This is a genomic window from Aetokthonos hydrillicola CCALA 1050, from assembly GCF_017591665.1.
Taxonomy (GTDB): Bacteria; Cyanobacteriota; Cyanobacteriia; order Cyanobacteriales; family Nostocaceae; genus Aetokthonos; species Aetokthonos hydrillicola.
Genome location: NZ_JAAKGC010000075.1, coordinates 12,895 through 33,363, shown reverse-complemented (window position 1 = coordinate 33,363; position 20,469 = coordinate 12,895). Strand labels below are relative to the sequence as shown.

The window sequence follows — 20,469 nt, the reverse complement described above, 5'->3', positions numbered from 1 at the left end:
CGAACATCATGTGGATTAACGGATAATGGTTGTTTTAAACCTGTAGGGGCGCTCATGCTTGCGCCCCTACAATGGACGGTAACACCCTTATTTGTGAAAAAATCTTTCATTTAGGCGCTATTAATTCGTACTACATAGCTGATGATTTCTGTCAATACGTAAGTCCTAGGTATGAGGTAGATCTACTTAAGATAGATACAACAGTCGCTTGAAGCATTCCAGATTCTAGCTTCTATTTAAATATTCACAAAAAATAAATTACACTCTTTCTTCTCTTATCTTCCCCCTGCCCCATGCCCAATGCCCCATGCCCAATGCCCCATGCCCAATGCCCCATGCCCCATGCCCCATGCCCCCTTCTCCCAAGACTTCTATACATTTTTTTAAGGATTTACGACTTTATAGTCATAAATACTCTGTGTTTGCGGTATGATGTGGGTCATCCATAGCATTTGTTTAGGCATATAAATATAGAGGGCAAGACGCTGTGATTAGAGTTGCAATTAACGGTTTCGGGCGCATCGGGCGTAACTTTGCGCGTTGTTGGATAGGTAGACAAGATAGCAAAATCGACCTTGTCGCTATCAATGACACATCAGATCCTAGAACCAACGCTCACCTGCTCAAGTATGACTCCATGCTAGGGAAGCTAAAGGATGTTGATATTAGTGCTGATGATAATTCAATTACCGTAAACGGTAAGACCATTAAGTGTGTATCAGATCGCAACCCAGAAAACTTGCCCTGGAAAGACTGGGAAATTGATTTAATTATTGAAGCTACTGGAGTTTTTACTTCTAAAGAAGGGGCTTTAAAGCACGTCAATGCTGGCGCTAAAAAGGTTCTAATTACCGCTCCAGGGAAGAACGAAGACGGTACCTTTGTAGTTGGAGTAAATCACGAGCAGTACGACCACAACAAACACCACATCATCAGCAACGCTAGCTGTACTACCAATTGCTTGGCTCCTATTGCTAAGGTGTTGCACGAGAAGTTTCATATCATCAAAGGCACAATGACCACCACCCACAGTTACACTGGTGACCAGCGCCTGCTAGATGCTTCTCACCGAGATGTACGACGGGCGCGTGCTGCTGCGATAAACATCGTGCCTACATCCACTGGCGCAGCAAAAGCAGTAGCTTTAGTATTACCAGATCTTAAAGGTAAGCTGAATGGTGTGGCACTGCGTGTACCAACACCCAATGTTTCAATGGTCGATTTTGTAGTGCAGGTTGAAAAGCCTACCATTACAGAAGAAGTTAATCAAGCCTTTAAAGATGCTTCTCAAAACCAATTGAAAGGCATTCTAGATTACAGTGAACTACAGCTCGTATCGTCTGATTATCAAGGTACTGATGCTTCTTCCATTGTTGATGCTAGCTTGACACTAGTCATGGGCAATGACCTGGTGAAAGTTATGGCTTGGTACGATAATGAATGGGGTTATAGCCAACGAGTCTTAGATTTAGCTGAGCTTGTAGCGGCTAAGTGGAGTTAATTTGTTAGTTGAGTGGTATAGACACAACTAAATAAATATCAAAAATGTTGAAAACCCCGGCTAAGTGTCAAAACTTGCTCGGGGTTTTTTGCATTGTCATTATGTAACACTACCGTTGGACCTTCTGTAATCTTCCCAATAACAGCAGCATCTTTTCCAAGTTTTTCCACTAGTTCATCTGCTGTGTGTCTTGCTAAGCATAGCACTAATTCAAAGTCTTCACCACCATATAAAGCATATTCTAGTGCTTGTTGTTTGGTAACCCAGTCTTTAAAAGCGTTTGGTAACGGAATTTGAACACTTTCAACAACAGCACCAACCCTGCTAGCTCGACAGATTTGTAGCACAGCATCTGCTAAACCGTCGCTGCTATCCATTCCAGCAATTGGGATGGGGTAGGTGGAAAAGTTAAAGTTTAAGATTTCCCAAAGAATTGGTAAAACGTCGAGTCGGGGTTGCGGGCGTTGATGGGCTTTAATAAGAGTTGTGCGATCGCCATCACTAAGGTTTTCTCCCAATTCAGGATGCAAAAGCAATTCTAAACCTGCGGCAGAAGCTCCGTGAACACCGGTAACCACAATTGCATCTCCTACTTTAGCTGTATTGCGGCGGATAATACCATTGGGGTGAACTTGACCAAAAGCTGTGATTGCTACATTTATCACAGGCGATCGCACCACATCACCTCCAACTATTGGTGTGTTGTGTTGTCCTAGACATTCTGCCATTCCTTGATATAATTCTTCTACCCAACTAACAGCAACATTTCCTGGAAGTGCTAATCCAACAGTGATTCCCAATGGCGTTGCACCCATTGCTGCTATATCTGATAGATTTGCCGCAGCAGCACGCCAACCAACGTCTTGCGCGGAAGTAGTGATTTCACTAAAATGAACCTTATCAACTAATACGTCGGTTGTTACGACCAAAGATTTACCCGTTTCACTCGCAAGCACTGCTGCATCATCCCCAATAATTTCTGGAGGACAAAAACGCTGTAATCTTTCTAAAAGACCTTGTTCCCCAATATCTTGAACTAGCACAGAACCTCTTAGGCTTTATATTTACTTCCAGGTTACGATGGAATTACCTTCTACGACTCACTTGAGATGGTCACTACACTAGCATCTAACCTCACCTTTGAAGATTACCTAAATTACGATGATAGTACTGGTTTTCATTATGAGTTGGTGGATGGCAAATTAGAGCTAATGAACCCACCTACAGTTGAACATTTTCTTATTGTTGATTTTCTAGACACAGTCTTAAAAGCAGAAATTAAACGCTTGACCTTACCTTGGCTTTGCTTGAGAGAAACTGGGTTGAGAACAAGTATAAATAAATCTAGGTTGACTGATTTATGTGTAGTGTCACGAGATCAAGCAAGGGAATTGATGAATGTTTCAGCAGTATTTCAATCGCCTCCAATAATGATTGTAGAAGTTGTTAGTCCAGAATCAGTGAAGCGAGACTATCGCTATAAGCGATCTGAATACGCAGCATTAGAAGTCTCAGAGTACTGGATTGTAGACCCTATAGAGGCAAAAATTACCGTTTTAGTGCTTGAAGAAGGTCTGTACGAACAGACGGTGTTTACTGATAAGGAGCAAATTGCATCATCAATATTTCCAGAGTTAATTGTCACCCCTGAACAAGTATTTCAAGCCGGTAAGCTTAGTTAACCTGCCTGATACCAATTCAAAAAATGCTGGCGACATACAGCAGGTTTCAAATAAATGAGGTACACCAAAGCTGTAGGGGCGAACGGCGTTCGCCCTTACATATATCAACATTTAAGTGAATTGGTATGAGCAACCAAAACTACGCCACTTGAGGTTCTAGTAAATTCTCTGCACCTTGAACAACTTTGGCTTCTTGAATCTTGTCTCCTGCCTTAAGTTTCCGCAAAACTTCTTTACCTTCAGTAACATAGCCAAACACAGCATACCGACCATCTAATAGGTTCCGTCCTGCTGGAGTTAGTTCTGGTTCAAACAGAAAGAAGAAAATTTGTGAAGAACCGCCATTCACATCACTTTCGGGACGCGCCATTGCTAAAGCACCAAAAGCGGAGAAAGGCAAGACTGGCATATCAGTGTAACGACCAGCGTCTTCTAAAGTTATTCCGTAAGTAGGTTCTTTATCGCCTTCAACTAGAACTTCTAAGGGAATGGCTCTATATTTACCTGTTTGCGGGTCAATGAAACCTACTTCTTTTCCTGGTGGATCTCCAGTTTGTAAGACGTATGATTCTTCAGCACGGGTAAATTCTAATCCATTATAAAAACCCCTCTGTACCAAATCAACAAAGTTTCCAGCAGTCACAGGAGCACTGTAGCCATCTACAACTAAAGTGATTGAACCTTTGTCAGTTGTTATGTCTACGGTGGCACGACCTTTAAGTTGAGGTAAGTTACTGTATTCTTCTGGGACTTTAAAAGGGAATCCCTTGAGCATTAATTGTTCTAATTCCCCTACAATATTTAGTGCTTTGGTTCGTTGTTCCTGAATTTGTCCCTTATCTCTAGTTTTAGCCACTTCTTTCATGGCATCTACGCTAGATTTGAGTTCAGTAATCAAAGCTTGGGCTTTCGATTGATTTTCTGCGGGGATATTCGCTAAGAGTTTAGAGGGGTTATCTAGAATCCGTGATGCTTTGCTCAAGTCGCTAGAAATAGCACCCCAACGCCGATTCGCCCGCAATTGTCCAGAAATATCTTCCAAAGAGGCTTGTAATTCCCGTACCGGCTTATTATTAATGGGGAGTGCGTATCGTAATAAAGCTTTACCGTCTGTAATAGGGTTTCCAGCTGGTAGCGCGGCGCTACTTGAGGGAGTCCACCCAGCTGTGCTGATTCCTAAAAATAGTATTACCAACAGCAGAGAAATTAGGCTTTTTTCAAGCCAGGATTTGAATAAACTGAACATCGGATTGCTCAAATGTAAAACAAATTTTTGACTAGGCGTGACCCACCAATAATCTTCCCATAGGAAAGGAAACTCTTTTCCATCAATCGCGCCGAAACAATCCAAATACTGGCGCAAGAATCAATCCAAAAACGAAACCGCCAACATGCGCCCAATATGCCACTCCACCGGTTTGTACGCTCATGCTAGCGGCTGCTTGCAAAGTAGCGAGACCTGATATAACATTTTGGACGATAAACAGGCCTATTAGGATAACGGCCGGAACTCTGATTGTGGTGGCAAAAAAACCTAAGAAAATTAATGTTAGAACTCTTGTTTGAGGAAAACGCATAACGTACGCAGCTAGGACACCCGCGATCGCGCCACTTGCTCCCAAAGAAGGAATTCCAGAGGTCATACCAACGAACCACTGGCATAAAGCTGCAAAAACGCCGCAGCTTAGATAAAATATCAAATATTTTAAAGAACCTAAACGTTCTTCAACATTGTTCCCAAATATCCATAAATATAACATGTTAGAGATTAAATGCCACCAACCACCGTGTAAGAATTGTGACGTGATTAATGTTTGCCACTCTGGTACTGGTTGATTAACAGGTATACCTGCAAAACCAGCACTTAGCTCTCTTGGTATGACTGCATACAGATGCAGAAACTGATTTAATTGTGGCTCTGGTAAACTGAATTCGTGTAGAAAAACTAAAACATTAATGCCAATCAACCCGTAGGTAATGTATGGGGTAATTCGCGTTGGATTTTCATCGTAAAGAGGAAACACAGGTGTTTTTCCTAATGATTTATTAACTGCAATATAGCCTATTTATTAGGGGTAATGATGAAATTACAACTAACAACCAAGAACACCTATTGTTAATTATCTCTCGAAGAATTCCTCAGCACGTTTATCGCTGAATAACCCCAACAACGGGCCTAGAATTGCACCAAACAGAAAACCACCTGAATGTGCCCAATAAGCAATACCACCACTTTCCATGCCTATATTTGTAGGGGTTTCCAAGCTGATGAATCCGTAAAACGCTTGCTCAAGAAACCAAAATCCCAGAAAATAGAATGCTGGGACGCGGAACGAGGGAAAGAAAATACCCAAAGGAATAATGCCAAGAATTTCTGCTTGTGGGAAGCGAAGAATGTAAGCTCCTAAAACACCTGCGATCGCACCACTTGCGCCCAATGAAGGAATAGAAGAATTTTGTGAAAAGTACCATTGGGTCAATGATGCTAAAACACCGCAAGTTAAATAGAAAAACAAGTATTTGATATGACCCAACTTTTCTTCAACGTTATTACCAAAAATCCATAGAAACAACATGTTGCCAGCTAAGTGTAATAAACCGCCGTGCAAAAATTGAGAAGTAATCAATGTTACCCATTCTGGTACTGGCTGATGCACACTAATACCAGCAAAGCTAGCAGTTAGTTCTCTTGGTACTACAGCTGCAAGGTGTAGAAACCCAGTTAATTGCTGTGGGGGTAGACTTGCTTCATAAACAAAAGCTAGGACGTTGACAGCAATCAGCCCATAAGTCACATAAGGCGTAATTGTCGTAGGATTATCGTCTCTAATGGGAACCACAGGTATTTTTCCTTATTTTTGATAAACCACCCACACATTACCCGATTTTTTGAGTACTTTCTTCTTACCTGTGGTTGAACCATCGACTAATAATTTTTCATTGCCCTTTGCATATCCCTTTGATCTTGGCGTCGTTTAATATCTTCTCGCTTATCATGAAGCTTTTTACCCCTACCAACAGCAATACTTACTTTTACCCAGCCTCGCTTGAGATACATTTTCAAAGGTACTAACGTTAAACCTTGCTGTTCCACCCTGCCAATTAGTTTGCGGATCTCGTCGTTATGTAAAAGCAGTCTACGTGTCCGTCGCGGCTCATGATTAAAATACTGCCCGCTTGAAGTGTAAGGTGATATATGGACGTTGATCAGCCATGCTTGTCCGTCTCGAATCAAAGCATATCCATCTTGGAGATTAACCTTACCTGCTCTGATTGACTTAACCTCAGTACCTGTTAACTCAATTCCCGCTTCATAGGTATCAAGAATTTCGTACAAAAAACGGGCTTGACGATTGTCAGTAATAACTTTATATCCTTCGCTCTTTTCGCTCATGAAAAATTTGAGATGTGTTCAATGTGTAAAACTCTAATTTAATTTGTTATTACCTAGATTAGCTTAGCGTTAACTTTTATCTATATTATCTAGTATTTTATCAAAACTACTGAAGTAGTAGTATTATCGACACTTTGTTCTATCTTTAGCTTGACTTGTGTAGATACCCAGTTTACAGCCAGAGGTTGATTTTGTTGATGGATAGGCAAGGTAAAGTGGAAATCAACTAACCAGGGATGATTGAAAGTATGAAACTTAATTTCACTAAAGCCTTGAGTGCTAGCATTCTCACCTTGAGCATGGCACTTTTGCCTTTAAGCGTACCCGCCTTTGCCCAAAACACAACTACTGGAACTGGTGACTCCGGTAACAACGCCACAACTTCTGATACCAGAACTACCAACGACAGAGATTTTGATTGGGGTTGGTTAGGATTACTAGGCTTGTTTGGTTTAGCGGGTTTAAGAGGTAAAGGACGATCTGAAGATGTGCCACGTTATCGTGACCCAAATGCTGTAGGTTCCACTACTTACAGAGACTAATATAAAAAAGTGTTGAGGGTGTTATTTGCTCTCAATCTCTCACTGGTCGAGGCATACAAGTGAACGACTTTGGAAGAAATAAGTATTTTCGCCACTGGCTAATTCTCAACCGATCGAAGGTAGAACGAGCCAGTCCCAACGAAAAAATTTTCACCGCCAGGGATGAAAGAGGGAATATTCCCTGCTCCCTCTTATAAGTCAGTGTTGGTACTTATTCACAAATGGCGCGTTGAGCTTTGTTCCTGGCGTCCAGGCATGTAATAGCTAGCAATTAAAGCAACCATTAACCACCAAACTGTATGAAAAAAAGGACAATCCCAAACGGTGTAAAACATATTATAACAAAGCTGACCTATAAACCGGGCAATCACACAATTTAACCAAACCCCCCCCACACTTCTTAACTCTAGTAACCGCCGCAATTGTAAAAAACCTGTATTAAAAGTCACAATTATTAACCAAACAAAGCTCGCTAAACCAATCAATCCAGTTTCCACCGTTATTTCTAGAAAAATTGAATAAGCACTCAAAGCAGTATACGAGGGCAGAAATAAGTAAAAAGGGTAGATTTGATTGAAAGAATTGTGACCAGGGCCAATACCAGTAAGTGGATAATCAGCTATCATTTTAAAGACACCAGCCCAAACATTCTTGCGAAAATTATTACTACTATCGCTACGGTCAGCAAAAATACTGAATATTCTTTCACGCAATGGATCTGACAATACCATTCCAAGTATTAGTAACCCCGCCAAACCTCCTAAAACAATCCACACAAACCAAGTACGCCAGAAAGGAGGCATTTGCGGACTCCACCAATAGTGCAATAATGGTAACAAAACCAAAACAGCAATTAATAGTCCAATCCAAGCACCACGACTAAAAGTCAGAATTAGGCAAGAACCATTAACGACAAGCATCGTTAGAGCTAGGGCTTTCTTAAATCGGCTTTGCCATGCAAAAATTGCCACGAAACTTAAAACTACTGCTGACATAAGGTATCCAGCCAGTAAGTTAGGATTATTTAAGTAGCTGTAGACTCTTGTAATCTTGGATAGAGAAGATTCTGGATCAACCCAAGTCGCTAATTGCCGAGCGCCAAAAAACCATTGCCTCACTCCATAAATACTGACAATGAGGGAGATGTGCAAGTAAAAGGTGATGAGCCAAGATCGAAGGCGGGATGAGCGAAGAACTCTGGCACAAAGAGGAAACAGAGGCAAATAAAGCGTCAGCGTTACCAGATCACTAAAAGCTGCCTTTTTTACAGGTGCTAAAGCTGTGGCTACTATAGCGATCGCCCAATAAAGTAATACCAGTAGATGAATCGGTGTAACAGTAGGAGTATCTCTTGGAAAGGTTTCGTCTGAAACCGTCAACAGCAGCCAAAATCCTGCGCAAGCAGCCAGTAATAAACCTACCAACTTTGTATTATCTGCCACAAAAGGCGTGATACCATAGACAACACTAAGTAAAGCGACTGCTATTATATCTCCCCACTGAATCAAGATACTAGTCTGTCGCCAAGAGCTGACTAGCCCTACTAGAGAACGGTGTAAGTAGCTAGTATTAAGGTATTCTTTTATGGGTAAATAAGATAAGGTAAATCTTTCCCAGACTAAATTGATCATAAAAAAATCTCTGATAGGGCGTGGAAACTACTTGAGTGTACATCTATGATTGAGGCTGGGCGTTGGATCTCCCTGCAAATTCTTTTGCGTGGCTAAAGGCGATCGCACTTCAGGGAGAAGTCTTTCTTTGTCTTTGTGTCTCTTCCTCCGAAGGTAGGCTTTCGGTAAAGGCAATTTAATCAGGCTTTTTTAGTAGTATTTTTTTGAAGGATACGCTTTTTATTAAACTACACATTGCTAAATTCTTGCGGTGTTTCTAAATGCAACGGTAAACTTACCACATAACGGTATCCTGAGACGGGAGAACCTTGGATTGTAATTTTTCCCTTGTGCAGTTCTGCTAGTTGGCAACTAAGCATCAAACCCAAGGTTTCACGCGAAAGATCTCCTTGTGGTTTACCTGAATTCTTACTGGAACCAACAATAGGAAGCTCTGAGTCAAACATATTTAAGTGTTTTGGTGTTTGTAGTGATACTTGTAAATTACCTGTATGCTCCTGGTTTTCTGAATGAATATTATAAAGAGAACTATCGCCTCCAAGTTCATGTCTTGGAAGAGTTTTGAGACGAAAACAAGGATCGACTTCAGTTATACCATCTCCTAACCAAGGATGAGATACCCAAACAGTAATGTTAAGCAGATCGTCTTTGTAAGAGACATGAATGCGAACGATGCTACCTGTAGCAGAAAGTTGGATTACACTGAAAATTAAGTGATAGAGCATTTGCCTCACCTTGTCTTTATCTAAAGTCCAAATACGAGTGCGTCCTGGCTCTATAGAAAGGCGAATATCTTGCTCCCGACGGTTAGCAGCTTCTTCTAGGGTATTTATCGCTTGTTGACAGAGCATCTCAATATCAATAGGAGCTAGGTTCAACGTAGCTATATTTTCGTGTAAAACACCAAGCTCAGCAATTTCGTTAGCCAAGGAAAGTAAATACCGACCACTGTGTTGGATAATCTCCAAATATTCTCTCTGCTTAATTGTCAAAGGACCATAAATTTCGCGCCCTAAGACACTTGCCATACCTAATATTGATGTTAACGGAGTACGCAATTCCTGAGTTAACTGTTCCAAAAGTTCAAGTTTCAACTGGTTAGTAGGCACTGGATCTTTTTGCGACCTAGATCCTGTAAAGTTAGAATAATGATTCTCAAGAGTAGGTTCAGTATCAACCTCTACCGAGTCGATCTGTCGTTCTAACGGGATTTCAGATCTAATTCTGAGTTCATTGATACTAGCATCGCGATGTGACCAACTAGAATTACTGTTATTCGAGACGATTTGTACGAGTCGGTTGCGTTCAAATTCACTCATACTCCAGCGAGCTAGGATTTGTAAAAACTCAATGTCTCTAGTTTTAAAGTTGCGTGGTTCTAGATCCATCACAGCTAATGCACCTAAACAATGACCGGAAGCATCGATAAGTGGTACTCCTAAGTAAGCACGGATACCATACTCGTTCACTAACTTGCAACCAGAAAGCTCTGCGCTAGCAACAATTTTTGTATCGTTAATCACAAGTACTTGGCAAGTATCTACTACCTGAGTGCAAAAAGATTCTTGGCGCAACAGGTAACGACTTTGTGCTAATTGATTCATTAATCCTAATCTAGATAAGCCCACTGCCGATTTAAACCAGTGACGCTCTTGATCTATGAATCCCAAAATGGAAATTGGTGCTTCCAAAAAGTGGGCAGCAGTCTGAGTAGCTTCTTCAAAGACAGGAATCGTCTCGGTTTGACGCAACCCCAATTCTGATAATGCATTCAGACGTTGTCTTTCTCTCGTTTCTTGGGAAGTCCAACCATCTTTTAGGGCAAACAATTTGTTTTCAGGCTCTACCATTGCCACCGCTACCTCGATAATTACTTGATACTGTAATTTATATAACCATCATCTGCTGGCTATTTGCTATCCTTAAGCATTCCCCAATTTCATCACAGATAAACAGAATTACAAGAAAAATTTTTACTTTTATATAAATACGTGTCAGTATTTAACTACTATCCCAGTTCGTGTAATATTAGTCACACTATGTAGTGAGCCTCTTTCTAGTTACTTTTCTTAGAGACTCTTATTTTTGTAAAATCCCTTTTCCAGAGTTCTGCTGGAAGCAAGAATGACTAATGGGGAAATCTTGCTTGAGTTTCTTGTTTTAAAGATTCTTATTCTTGTAATAGACTAATATTTGTATTTTCAAATAAAACCTTTTATGCTTGTGTACTCAAGCTTTATAGATCTAAAAATACGTCTATACAATTATTTTCCGAAAAATAAAAATGCAAATAATAAAAAAATCAAGCTACTCAGCTTTATACATTTGTGTCGCAAATTATATTATATCCGATAATAGTTTTTTTTTAATCAGTAAAAATACTGCAATATTTAAATATGTCTAAATTTAATAATATTTTCATTAAATCTTTATAAGCAATATTTCCTATTTTTTTTGGATTAACTTAAAAATATATTATCTTGTTATAAATACTGTTTTGCAATTTAATTGTTACCCATATTTACTCAATCAAGAAAATGAATATTAAAATTCCTTTTGTAGATCTTAAGTTACAGTGTAAACCAATTGAAAACCAACTACAACAGGCCATTCAAGGTGTTTTGGACAAGGGAGATTTTGTTTTAGGGCAGGCTCTAAAAGATTTTGAAGTAGCGTTTGCTGCTGCATGTGGAACAACACATGGTATTGGTGTTGCTTCAGGAACAGATGCGATTGTTCTCGGTTTACAAGCGTGCAATATTCAACCCGGAGATGAAGTAATATTGCCAGCAAATACGTTTGTAGCAACCCTTATTGCTGTGTTACGCACTGGGGCTAAACCAATTTTGGTTGATTGTGATGCTCAAACAGCTTTAATTGATCTCGATGCAGCAGCACAGGCAGTGACACCAAGAACGAAAGCAATTATTCCGGTGCATCTTTATGGTCAGATGGTATCGCCAACAAAACTATTAGACTTTGCTAAGACTCATAAAGTACTAATATTTGAAGATGCAGCACAAGCACATTTAGCCCAAAGAGATGGATATTGGGCAGGTTCAGTAGGTATAGCAGCAGCCTTTAGTTTTTACCCAAGCAAAAATTTAGGGGCATATGGGGACGGGGGAATGGTTGTCACACGAGATCCAGATATAGCAGAAAAGCTTAGATGCTTGCGGAATTATGGTGCATCCCAAAAATATTTTCATGTGGAATTTGGTACTAATAGCCGCTTAGACACATTACAAGCAGCAATATTGCTCTCTAAACTACCATACTTAACTTCTTGGAATCGAGAACGTTTGAAAATTGCCCGTCAATACGATACAGAACTAGCACCTCTAGCATCAAGTGGAATTATTCCCATACAAAACCAAAGCAATGATGGACATGTCTATCACCTCTATGTCATCAAGGTTAAAGAATCTTGCGGGCTAAAACGCCAAGCGCTTCAAAAACTATTGGCAGATGCAGGAATCCAAACTGGTATTCACTACCCACTTCCTTGTCATCTTCAGCCAGCATTCGCTACTTTAGGTTATCAACCTGGAGACTTTCCTCATGCTGAAAAGCTAGCTGATGAAATTTTATCGTTACCTATGTATCCAGGTTTGACCAATAGTCAAGTTAAAGAAGTTGTTGCTGCCATCTCATTCCACCTGAGTGAACAGCAAAATAAGTTATTGTATATTTAGGTTAATTCAGAAATGCTAATTCAGCGCCAGCTTAAAAATACAAAAGCTCCACAATTATTAGGTTTAGCCATTTTAAGTGTTCTGGTGCTGCTTTATGCACCTGTCGTGATGTTCTGGGTAGAGGGCTGGATTCACAAAAACACTATCAGTACAGAACACGAATATTTTAGCCACGGTATTATTGGTTTACCATTTGCGGCTTATATAAGCTGGACTAACCGAAAAAAGTGGCGACGGCTACCTGATGCTAACAATTTCCTAGGTGCTGCGTTTTTGCTGTTAGGGGGGGTTTGCTATCTGAGTGGAGTCAGTGAATGGGTTAACCTTTCTTTACCTATGATACTGACTGGATTGTGCTTATGGTTTAAAGGAATTGCTGGCTTAAAATTACAAGGGTTCCCCTTACTTTTAGTACTTTTAGCAACTCCTACAGCAATACCTTACTTAATTGCTCCTTACACTTTACCCCTCCAAAGTTTTATTGCTGGTACTGTCGCTTTTATACTGACTCAGTTTGGGATTAATGTAACCGTCGATGGGATAAATTTATATACAGGGGGGCGGATTGTCGAAGTTGCGCCCTATTGTGCAGGGCTGAAAATGATGTTTACTACTCTCTACGTAGGGCTGATGTTGCTTTACTGGACAGGCGTTTTGTCGTCCCGTCGTAATAGTCTTTGGTTTTTAGTTCTTGCAGTCCTAGTTAGCATTAGTTCCAATATTTTGCGTAACACTTTACTTACCTTCTTCCATGGTACAGGTCGTGACGCAGCTTTTCATTGGCTACACGAAGGTTGGGGTGGTGAACTCTACTCATCCATAATGCTTCTTTTACTGGTACCTATTCTCAATTTGATTGATAAACATTTCTCGGAAACTCGTATACAAGTTGATCCTGAAAGAGAAAATTAATTGAATTTTCTCCACTTATAGTAGTAGTTATCAAAGTATACTTTTGATTAAGTACTGTAGACTTTATCAATGATTCCCTTTCCCAAGTTTTTCAAGGAATACCAATTTCCCCAGGTAATCGTTCTGTTGTTATTACTGCTACTACTAGTAATGGGGGCACTCCCAGGATATCTATCAGGACACTGGCAATGGCAAGAACCGCCACGTATAATTAACCTCAAGAAGTTAAAACAGATACGTGCCAATGGATTGTCTCTTCCTGGTTGGCAAAATGTTGCACAAAGAGAGGAAATGATTGGTGGTCATAAATGGTCATACCAAATCATTGAAAAACAAGTTCCTAAAACCCAAGCTATAGTGCTTTTGTTACCACAAAATGGGCCTAAAGACCAACCCCAAGTGGAATGGACGGAAATTAACAGCTGGGGACAGTGGAATGTTGCTCAAGAACGGCTGGCTGAATTTCATGTCAAGGCATCAAAATCAAATACTGAAACTCCTATAAAAGCTAGATTCTTTCGTGCTTCCACAAAACAGCAAACCTTCGCAGTATTACAATGGTATGCTTGGCCAAATGGTGGAAATCCATCTCCTTTACCGTGGTTTTTAGCAGATCAATTGGCACAGTGGCGTCAGCAACGTGCTTCTTGGGTTGCTGTTAGCATTCTTATTCCAATGGAGCCTTTTGGAAAGGTAGAAACATCTTGGCAGCAAGCTGAGTCTCTTGGGAAAAGCGTACATACTACATTGGAGGAAAATTTTTTGTGAAAAATATAAGCACAGCTTTTCGTTGATTCAATACTCCCGATTCTAAAGTAATCGGGTTCTTTACTTAAGCACGGTAATCTTGATTTTATAGAGTACGCATAGATCGGGTTGTTTACCCATTGGCCGTACAGAGAAGAATTGTTCAACACCTTACTTGCAGCAATACTTTTTAGCGACAGGTTTCATCAATGACCCTCTTTTTCGTAGGCTTTCACCTTTGATTATTGTAAAATAACCTCTCGGCGCTCAAAATTCATATAGCAGCGTCACTGGGTTAATTTTTATACTGTTCGATGTGATATGCGTGCACTCAGCACCTTGTGTGTTGCCAGTCTTCAAGTCAGTGTTTTCCTAGCAACAGCTATCCAACCCGTTGTTGCTCAGTCGGTACAGCTTAAGCGACAAGCTCCAAGGCAATCTCCATTGTCTCCACCCCCGCCACCAGCTTACTTTCAGTCACCAGTAAAACCTCCTGCACCTCCCCCTGGTACAGAAATTACACCTAGTGGTTCCCAAGGAACACCACAGCTAGGACGGTACCTCTTAGGACCAGGAGACGCGATTGGTGTTACAGTTCAGCGCCCTCCTGGACGCTACCTTTTAGGACCAGGAGACGCGATTGGTGTTACAGTTCAGCGCTTTCCAGATTTGAGCTTTCAAGCCCAAATTAATCCAGAAGGTAATATTACAGTGCCACTGTTAGGAACAGTGTCGCTAAAAGGTTTAAGTCTACAACAAGCTCAAGAAAAAATTCGCACCGGCTTAAATCGCTATGTAATTGATCCGATTGTGTCTCTCTCGTTGGTATTACAGCGTCCGGAATTGAATTTTCAAGCCCAAATAAACCCTGAAGGTAATATTACAGTACCGCAAGTAGGAGTAGTGTCTCTACAAGGCTTAACTTTAGAAGAAGCACAAGAAAAAATTCGCTTGTCCCTCAGCAAAATATTGGTTGAGCAAGACATTATAGCAGTCTCATTAATAGGACAGCGACCAGTTCAAATCACCGTTAGCGGAGAAGTCTCGAAACCTGGAATTTATCCTATTAACTCGTCATCGCCGCGTGTTGGTGATGCACTCGTGTTAGCTGGCGGTTCTACGAATGCGGCAGATCTGCGACATGTAGAAGTCCGTCGGAAGTTGATTGATGGTTCTATCGTTTCACAAAAGATCGATCTGTATACTCCGTTACAGAATGCTGGCGAAATTCCTAATTTACGCTTGCAAGATGGTGATGCGATCGTTATACCTCGTCGTGAAATAGCTACAGGTGATAACTATGACCGTAATTTAGTCAGCCGGTCAACTTTAGCTGCTCCACAGATTAGAATTAGAGTGTTAAATTATGCAGCAGGTGGACTCGTTACGCTTCCTTTGCCCAATGGTAGTACTTTCATAGATGCTTTAACAGGAATTAATCTTGACACTACCAACCTCAGTGGGGTCGCTCTTGTTCGCTTTGATCCAGAACGTGGTAAAGCAGTCACACAAAAAATCAATGCGAAAAAGGCTTTGCAAGGAGATTTATCTCAAAATGTCCCACTTCAAGACAATGATGTGATAGTTGTTGGTCGTAACTTAATTGGTAAAATTACTAATGCCATTAGCCTTATCACCCAACCTTTTTATAATATTGAGAGTTTCATTCGGTTCTTTGATATTTTTAATGGGAACTTCCCATAATGATCTTTCTCTGAGTTTCTGAATAAATTGAACTACTAAGATTAAGCTACTTAGATTCTAGAGAACAAACCTCTAAAGCACCGGTCAAGTCTTTGTACTTGAAGTAATCTAGGCTCTATCAGTATGGACTTTTGTCAGAATTGGACGGACTATAAACAAGTACAATAGGTGACTAAAACTGGGCCATGTTTTCAACCATTATTTCTTGACCGGAACTCTAGTAGCAAGCAAACAACATGTTTTTTCCAACAATGAGGAACTCCTGTTTTGCAAAGACTAGCTTCACTAGAAGTTATTTATTATTGTGATATATTCTGTTTTCTACAGTCGGTGTTCTTTTTAAGAGTTTTTATCCATACTTTGCCATGACTCCACCAATTGTTAAACGTTATCTTATTGCTTTCGAGAAGTACAAGTGGATTGGATTAGGCAGTTTTGCTTTAGTTGTAGCGGGTTCAACAGTGGTGGCTTTACAACCAGAACCATCTCCTAGCTACATAGCTAGCGGCGCACTTGCTTACTCCCGTCCGCCTGTTTCTTTTTCAGCAACTGGGACTGAAATTCAGCAGCAAGGGCAGGAATTAAATGAGGATATCTTACTATCAAACCAAGTCATTGAAACAGTAGCTGCGAAAGTTAATGTCCCTCCAAAGAAGATTGTTGAAAATCTTTCCATTACAATCCCTGAAAAGCCTAAGAATGCCGATGCTAAAACAGGTGGAGGTAGCTTAAGCGCTGCATTTATTGAACTAAAATATAAAGATACTGAACGCAGCCGCTCACAAGAAACATTGCAAGATTTGATGCAAACCATGATCAAGTTGAGTGATGATATTAATACTAGGCGATTGAAAACAATTATTCAGAAAATTAGTGAGAGGCTACCAGCTGCAAAAAAAGAACTGCAAGCTGCGGAACAAAAATTAGAAAAGTACGATCGCACAGAACGACCAGCAATACTAGCTGCTGAAAATGGTTCATTATTGAGTGCTGTTACTGGTAGCCAGGTTCAGCAACGGCAAATAAAACTAACACTTGCTGGAATTGATGCTCAAATTCGCAGTTTACAAGAAAAGTTGGGGTTAAATGTTAACCAAGCTTACGCTTCTTCTGCTTTGAGTGCTGATCCAATTCTTGCTAGTTTACGAACACAAATTTACCAAGTTGAATCTCAAATGGAGGTTCTCAGGAAAGATTTACGTCCTGATCATCCAACTATGATTCAATTACAACGCCAGAAAGATGCTTATGAGCGATTACTGCGAGAACGTGGAGTTGAGGTAGTAGGAGGTGAAGATGGAACGGCTCCTCTGCCTGGTACTGTTAAAAGTATCCGCGCAAGAAGTAACTTAGACCCAGCACGTCAGCAACTTGCAAACCAGATGGTGGCTTTGCAAACTCAGCAACAAACATTACAACATCAGCTAGTTGATCTAGAAAGAGATGAGGCGAGATTACGACGAGAATATTCTCAAATCCCTAATAAGCAACTTGAGCGATCGCGTTTAGAACAACAGGTTTTACTCAAAAAAAATCTCTATGATCAAATACAAGCAAAGCTAACAGATGCTAAAACAGCGGAGACGGAAACTGTTAGTAGCCTCAGTGTTGCAAGATCTTCGACAATTCTGCCAAACACTAAGAAACCTAAGAATATGTTTATTACTTTAGGTGTAGGTGGCTTCTTGGGTTTATTGGTTGGTGCTGGAGTTATCTTTTTATTGGGTTCACTCGAAGGAACTTTCAAAACCCGCGAGGATATACGCGACAGCTTAAAGCAACGGGAAGTTGCTCTATTAGGAGAAATACCTTTGATACCGCTTGATAGTTTGGATAAAGAAGCAATTCCGGTAGTCCTTTCTGTTGACTCTCCGTATTTAGAATATTATGAGAAGTTCCGTAGTAATTTACGCCGTATTGGTGGTAATACCCTCAAGGTCGTGTTAATTACTAGCACTAGCAGTTCTGAAGGAAAAACCGCAAGTGCTTATAACTTAGGCATAGCTTCTGCTCGTGCTGGAAAACGAACTTTGATTATCGAAACAGATTTGCGATCGCCCTCCCACGCCTCCTATCTAAACGTTACTCCTGAACAAGATACTGCTATTGAGCCTTTGCGTTACTACGGTAGTTTAAGCGAATGTATCCGCTTAGTTCCTGACGTAGAAAATTTATACATTATCCCTAGCCCTGGGCCAGTGCGTCAATCAGCCGCTATTCTAGAATCAAGCGAACTGCGACGCCTCATGGAAGATGTTCGTGAGCGCTATGATTTAGTAATCTTAGATACAACAGCGTTGAGTTTATCTAACGATCCTTTGTTAGTTCAACCTTACGCTGATGGTATCGTCCTAACGACGCGACCTAACTACACACAAGAAAACTTGCTAGCTGAAGTTATTGATCAATTGGTTGAATCAGAACTCGGCTTGTTGGGCGCAATTATCAATGGTGCTGATATCGATGTTCCTGTGCCTCATCACACAGAACCAATATCAGACTTTCCACCAGAGGAAGAAGAACTATCAGCTAGAGCAAGAAGAAGTTAAACCTTTGCTTCTAAAGATTTGAGCAACTCGGTATTTACACCCGACTCGCGAGTTAAGGCTATTTTCCCAGTTCGAGCTATTTCCTTAAGACCGAACTTTTGCAGAACCTGCACAATCGCCACCAATTTACCAGGATCTCCCACGACTTCGAGGGTTAGAGAATCTTCCGCCACATCTACCACTCGCGCTCGGAAAATTTGTGACAGTTCAACAATTTCTGAGCGATTGCTACTTGTAGCATTTACCTTAAGTAACATCAATTCTCTCTCTACGCAAGGAGTCTCAGTAATGTCCTGTACCTTGAGGACATTTATGAGCTTGTATAACTGTTTGGTGAGTTGCTCGATCACGCGATCGTCACCAGGCACAACCATTGTTATGCGAGAAATTCCAGACTGCTCAGCAGGACCAACCGCAAGGCTCTCGATATTAAAACCGCGACGAGCAAATAAACCAGAAATACGGGACAGAACACCCGCTTCATCTTCTACAAGTACAGAAAGAGTATGTTTCATCTAAGGCTAGCAGCATCACGGCTGCACTAGACGTACTGCTAATTATCAAGTTTAGTCAATTATTATGAACTAATTAATATAACGAGGGCAAGATGTCCGGAGTAGAATTTAGATATTGGGGCGTCCCGGTTTTGAGGTTTCTTCATAGCCCAAACCATATTTAACGACGAAGATGGCTAAGAAAATTGTCATTATTGGTGGTGGAATTGGTGGCGCAGCAACTGCGATCGCTCTTCATCGTGCTGGGTTTGAAGCTATTGTTTACGAGCGAAAAGAAAACTTACGAGAAGCAGGTGCAGGAATTGCTCTTTGGGCTAATGCTACTCACGTCTTGAAAAATTTAGGTGTGTTGTCAGACGTATTGCGCGAAAGTGACGTCGTTACGAATTATCAATTTAACTCTAAACACGGTGAGGAATTAGTAAATATATCTCTCGACCACTTCGAGGTTCCTGCTGTGTGCATCCATCGTGCTGATTTGCACACGTTGTTATGGCGCAACTTGTCAAGCGAACAGCTTGTTTTAGGCCAAACCTTTGAGCAATTTGAACAGAACGAAGATAAAATTATTGCTCATTTTAGTTCAGGTAAAACCTGTGAGGGCGATGCTTTGATCGGTGCTGATGGTCTTAGGTCGCAGGTAAGAGCAGCACTGTTTGGTGATAGCCAACCAATCTATCGTGGTTTTACTACCTGGCGAGGTTTGACAGATTACATTCCTAGTACTTATCGTCCCGGCTATATCACTGAATTTATAGGTTCTGGTGGAGGCTTTGGATTTGTAACGATTGGTAAAGGGCGTATGTATTGGTACGCAGCAGCCAAAAGAAACCACGAACAAACTGATGTAGGAGTAGAGCAAAAAAGTCAAATTCAGGAACGTTTTAAAGATTGGCACAGATCTATTCCTGATTTGATTGCAGCGACAGATCAAGCAAATATCCTCAAGACTGATCTTTATGACCGCATACCTGTTCGACCTTGGGGTAAGCAAAACGTTACCCTGCTAGGTGATGCTGCTCACCCGACACTACCAACATTAGGACAAGGTGCTTGCATGGCGTTAGAAGATGCGCTAGTTATTACTAAGTGTTTGCTTACACATTCAGATCCTGCGGTAGCTTTCCAACAGTACGAATCACAGCGGTTTGAGCGGACAAAGGCGATCGTTCAACAATCTTTGCAAGCTGCGCAAATGGGGCGATTTGAGAGCAGTTTTGCGATCGCACTACGAGAAACATTCATGAAGCTGATGAAACCAGCCATTCAAAATAGCTTTAAATCCCTTCATGCTTACAGGGCTTAATTGCTTAATACTTTTCATCCCTACTCTCGTACTCTCGTACTCTCGTACTCTCGTACTCTCGTACTATTTTACTTAGATAATGGCATAAAATGTCATGCTAGCTGACGACGATAATCACCGACCTTTAGCCACGTGAATTATCAAATGAGCAACTTACAAGTTTCTGCTATTATCTCGATCTCAATATTTTTATTTCATAACAACAACAACGGTGTTCAAAACCCCCTCAAAGCATCGTTGCAAATGCAACGTGAAAGTCGTGTATTTGTCGGTGGAAGGATAATATTGCCG

At 40.8% G+C, this 20,469-nt stretch carries 17 protein-coding genes; 9 read left to right on the top strand and 8 right to left on the bottom strand.

The window, feature by feature from the left end; genetic code table 11:
* Nucleotides 1–487 precede the first annotated feature (487 nt).
* The gene (locus tag G4P69_RS27405; RefSeq protein WP_208352540.1) at nt 488–1,501 is read left to right on the top strand and encodes a type I glyceraldehyde-3-phosphate dehydrogenase; all 1,014 of its coding nucleotides are present in this window, start codon (nt 488–490) and stop codon (nt 1,499–1,501) included.
* Between the two features lie 38 nt (nt 1,502–1,539).
* Here the strand turns inward: G4P69_RS27405 and thiL are convergent, their stop codons facing one another.
* Nucleotides 1,540–2,544, bottom strand: a complete 1,005-nt coding sequence (gene thiL / locus G4P69_RS27400) for a thiamine-phosphate kinase (RefSeq protein ID WP_208352531.1) — start codon at nt 2,542–2,544, stop codon at nt 1,540–1,542.
* Between the two features lie 66 nt (nt 2,545–2,610).
* On the opposite strand from thiL, the gene G4P69_RS27395 reads away from it, so the two are divergent.
* Nucleotides 2,611–3,183, top strand: coding sequence for a Uma2 family endonuclease (locus tag G4P69_RS27395; protein ID WP_208345374.1), 573 nt, complete (start codon nt 2,611–2,613; stop codon nt 3,181–3,183).
* 139 nt (nt 3,184–3,322) lie between these two features.
* Here G4P69_RS27395 and G4P69_RS27390 read toward each other — a convergent pair whose 3' ends face one another.
* The 4 genes from G4P69_RS27390 to smpB form a co-directional block, all read right to left on the bottom strand.
* A complete protein-coding gene (locus G4P69_RS27390; RefSeq protein WP_208345377.1) occupies nt 3,323–4,429 on the bottom strand; it encodes a peptidylprolyl isomerase in 1,107 nt (368 codons plus the stop codon).
* A gap of 82 nt (nt 4,430–4,511) precedes the next feature.
* Entirely contained in the window at nt 4,512–5,207 is a 696-nt protein-coding gene (locus G4P69_RS27385) for a rhomboid family intramembrane serine protease (RefSeq protein ID WP_208345375.1), read from the bottom strand.
* 96 nt (nt 5,208–5,303) lie between these two features.
* Complete coding sequence (locus G4P69_RS27380) at nt 5,304–6,023, bottom strand: rhomboid family intramembrane serine protease (RefSeq protein WP_208352529.1); 720 nt, start codon at nt 6,021–6,023, stop codon at nt 5,304–5,306.
* 86 nt (nt 6,024–6,109) lie between these two features.
* Nucleotides 6,110–6,577, bottom strand: a complete 468-nt coding sequence (gene smpB / locus G4P69_RS27375) for an SsrA-binding protein SmpB (RefSeq protein WP_208346210.1) — start codon at nt 6,575–6,577, stop codon at nt 6,110–6,112.
* Nucleotides 6,578–6,825: 248 nt separating this feature from the next.
* Here smpB and G4P69_RS27370 point away from each other — a divergent pair, with 248 nt between their 5' ends.
* The gene (locus tag G4P69_RS27370) at nt 6,826–7,119 is read left to right on the top strand and encodes a WGxxGxxG family protein (RefSeq protein ID WP_208346211.1); all 294 of its coding nucleotides are present in this window, start codon (nt 6,826–6,828) and stop codon (nt 7,117–7,119) included.
* A 215-nt stretch (nt 7,120–7,334) separates the two neighbouring features.
* Here G4P69_RS27370 and G4P69_RS27365 read toward each other — a convergent pair whose 3' ends face one another.
* The gene (locus G4P69_RS27365; RefSeq protein ID WP_208352541.1) at nt 7,335–8,747 is read right to left on the bottom strand and encodes an IctB family putative bicarbonate transporter; all 1,413 of its coding nucleotides are present in this window, start codon (nt 8,745–8,747) and stop codon (nt 7,335–7,337) included.
* A 230-nt stretch (nt 8,748–8,977) separates the two neighbouring features.
* On the bottom strand, nt 8,978–10,600 hold the full coding sequence (locus G4P69_RS27360; RefSeq protein WP_208341976.1) for a GAF domain-containing sensor histidine kinase: 1,623 nt from the start codon (nt 10,598–10,600) through the stop codon (nt 8,978–8,980).
* 687 nt (nt 10,601–11,287) lie between these two features.
* Here G4P69_RS27360 and G4P69_RS27355 point away from each other — a divergent pair.
* From G4P69_RS27355 to G4P69_RS27335, 5 genes are all read left to right on the top strand, one after another.
* On the top strand, nt 11,288–12,445 hold the full coding sequence (locus tag G4P69_RS27355; RefSeq protein ID WP_208341974.1) for a DegT/DnrJ/EryC1/StrS family aminotransferase: 1,158 nt from the start codon (nt 11,288–11,290) through the stop codon (nt 12,443–12,445).
* A 12-nt stretch (nt 12,446–12,457) separates the two neighbouring features.
* Nucleotides 12,458–13,357, top strand: a complete 900-nt coding sequence (gene crtB / locus G4P69_RS27350) for a cyanoexosortase B (protein ID WP_208341972.1) — start codon at nt 12,458–12,460, stop codon at nt 13,355–13,357.
* Between the two features lie 69 nt (nt 13,358–13,426).
* Nucleotides 13,427–14,125: a cyanoexosortase B system-associated protein gene (locus G4P69_RS27345; RefSeq protein ID WP_208341970.1), complete on the top strand. Its 699-nt coding sequence runs from the start codon at nt 13,427–13,429 to the stop codon at nt 14,123–14,125.
* A 300-nt stretch (nt 14,126–14,425) separates the two neighbouring features.
* Entirely contained in the window at nt 14,426–15,808 is a 1,383-nt protein-coding gene (locus tag G4P69_RS27340) for a polysaccharide biosynthesis/export family protein (protein WP_208341968.1), read from the top strand.
* 365 nt (nt 15,809–16,173) lie between these two features.
* On the top strand, nt 16,174–18,357 hold the full coding sequence (locus tag G4P69_RS27335) for a GumC family protein (protein ID WP_208341966.1): 2,184 nt from the start codon (nt 16,174–16,176) through the stop codon (nt 18,355–18,357).
* Here the strand turns inward: G4P69_RS27335 and ilvN are convergent.
* On the bottom strand, nt 18,354–18,872 hold the full coding sequence (gene ilvN, locus G4P69_RS27330) for an acetolactate synthase small subunit (RefSeq protein ID WP_208341965.1): 519 nt from the start codon (nt 18,870–18,872) through the stop codon (nt 18,354–18,356). The genes G4P69_RS27335 and ilvN overlap by 4 nt on opposite strands.
* A gap of 172 nt (nt 18,873–19,044) precedes the next feature.
* Here ilvN and G4P69_RS27325 point away from each other — a divergent pair, with 172 nt between their 5' ends.
* A complete protein-coding gene (locus G4P69_RS27325; protein WP_208341961.1) occupies nt 19,045–20,178 on the top strand; it encodes an FAD-dependent monooxygenase in 1,134 nt (377 codons plus the stop codon).
* Nucleotides 20,179–20,469: the final 291 nt, after the last annotated feature.

What these genes read in the sequence shown, in the direction of transcription:
- G4P69_RS27395 (WP_208345374.1), top strand. Translation starts at nt 2,611, where the DNA reads ATGGTCACTACACTAGCATCTAACCTCACCTTTGAAGATTACCTAAAT.
- G4P69_RS27390 (WP_208345377.1), bottom strand. Translation starts at nt 4,429, where the DNA reads ATGTTCAGTTTATTCAAATCCTGGCTTGAAAAAAGCCTAATTTCTCTG.
- smpB (WP_208346210.1), bottom strand. Translation starts at nt 6,577, where the DNA reads ATGAGCGAAAAGAGCGAAGGATATAAAGTTATTACTGACAATCGTCAA.
- G4P69_RS27370 (WP_208346211.1), top strand. Translation starts at nt 6,826, where the DNA reads ATGAAACTTAATTTCACTAAAGCCTTGAGTGCTAGCATTCTCACCTTG.
- G4P69_RS27360 (WP_208341976.1), bottom strand. Translation starts at nt 10,600, where the DNA reads ATGGTAGAGCCTGAAAACAAATTGTTTGCCCTAAAAGATGGTTGGACT.
- G4P69_RS27355 (WP_208341974.1), top strand. Translation starts at nt 11,288, where the DNA reads ATGAATATTAAAATTCCTTTTGTAGATCTTAAGTTACAGTGTAAACCA.
- crtB (WP_208341972.1), top strand. Translation starts at nt 12,458, where the DNA reads ATGCTAATTCAGCGCCAGCTTAAAAATACAAAAGCTCCACAATTATTA.
- G4P69_RS27345 (WP_208341970.1), top strand. Translation starts at nt 13,427, where the DNA reads ATGATTCCCTTTCCCAAGTTTTTCAAGGAATACCAATTTCCCCAGGTA.
- G4P69_RS27340 (WP_208341968.1), top strand. Translation starts at nt 14,426, where the DNA reads ATGCGTGCACTCAGCACCTTGTGTGTTGCCAGTCTTCAAGTCAGTGTT.
- G4P69_RS27335 (WP_208341966.1), top strand. Translation starts at nt 16,174, where the DNA reads ATGACTCCACCAATTGTTAAACGTTATCTTATTGCTTTCGAGAAGTAC.
- ilvN (WP_208341965.1), bottom strand. Translation starts at nt 18,872, where the DNA reads ATGAAACATACTCTTTCTGTACTTGTAGAAGATGAAGCGGGTGTTCTG.
- G4P69_RS27325 (WP_208341961.1), top strand. Translation starts at nt 19,045, where the DNA reads ATGGCTAAGAAAATTGTCATTATTGGTGGTGGAATTGGTGGCGCAGCA.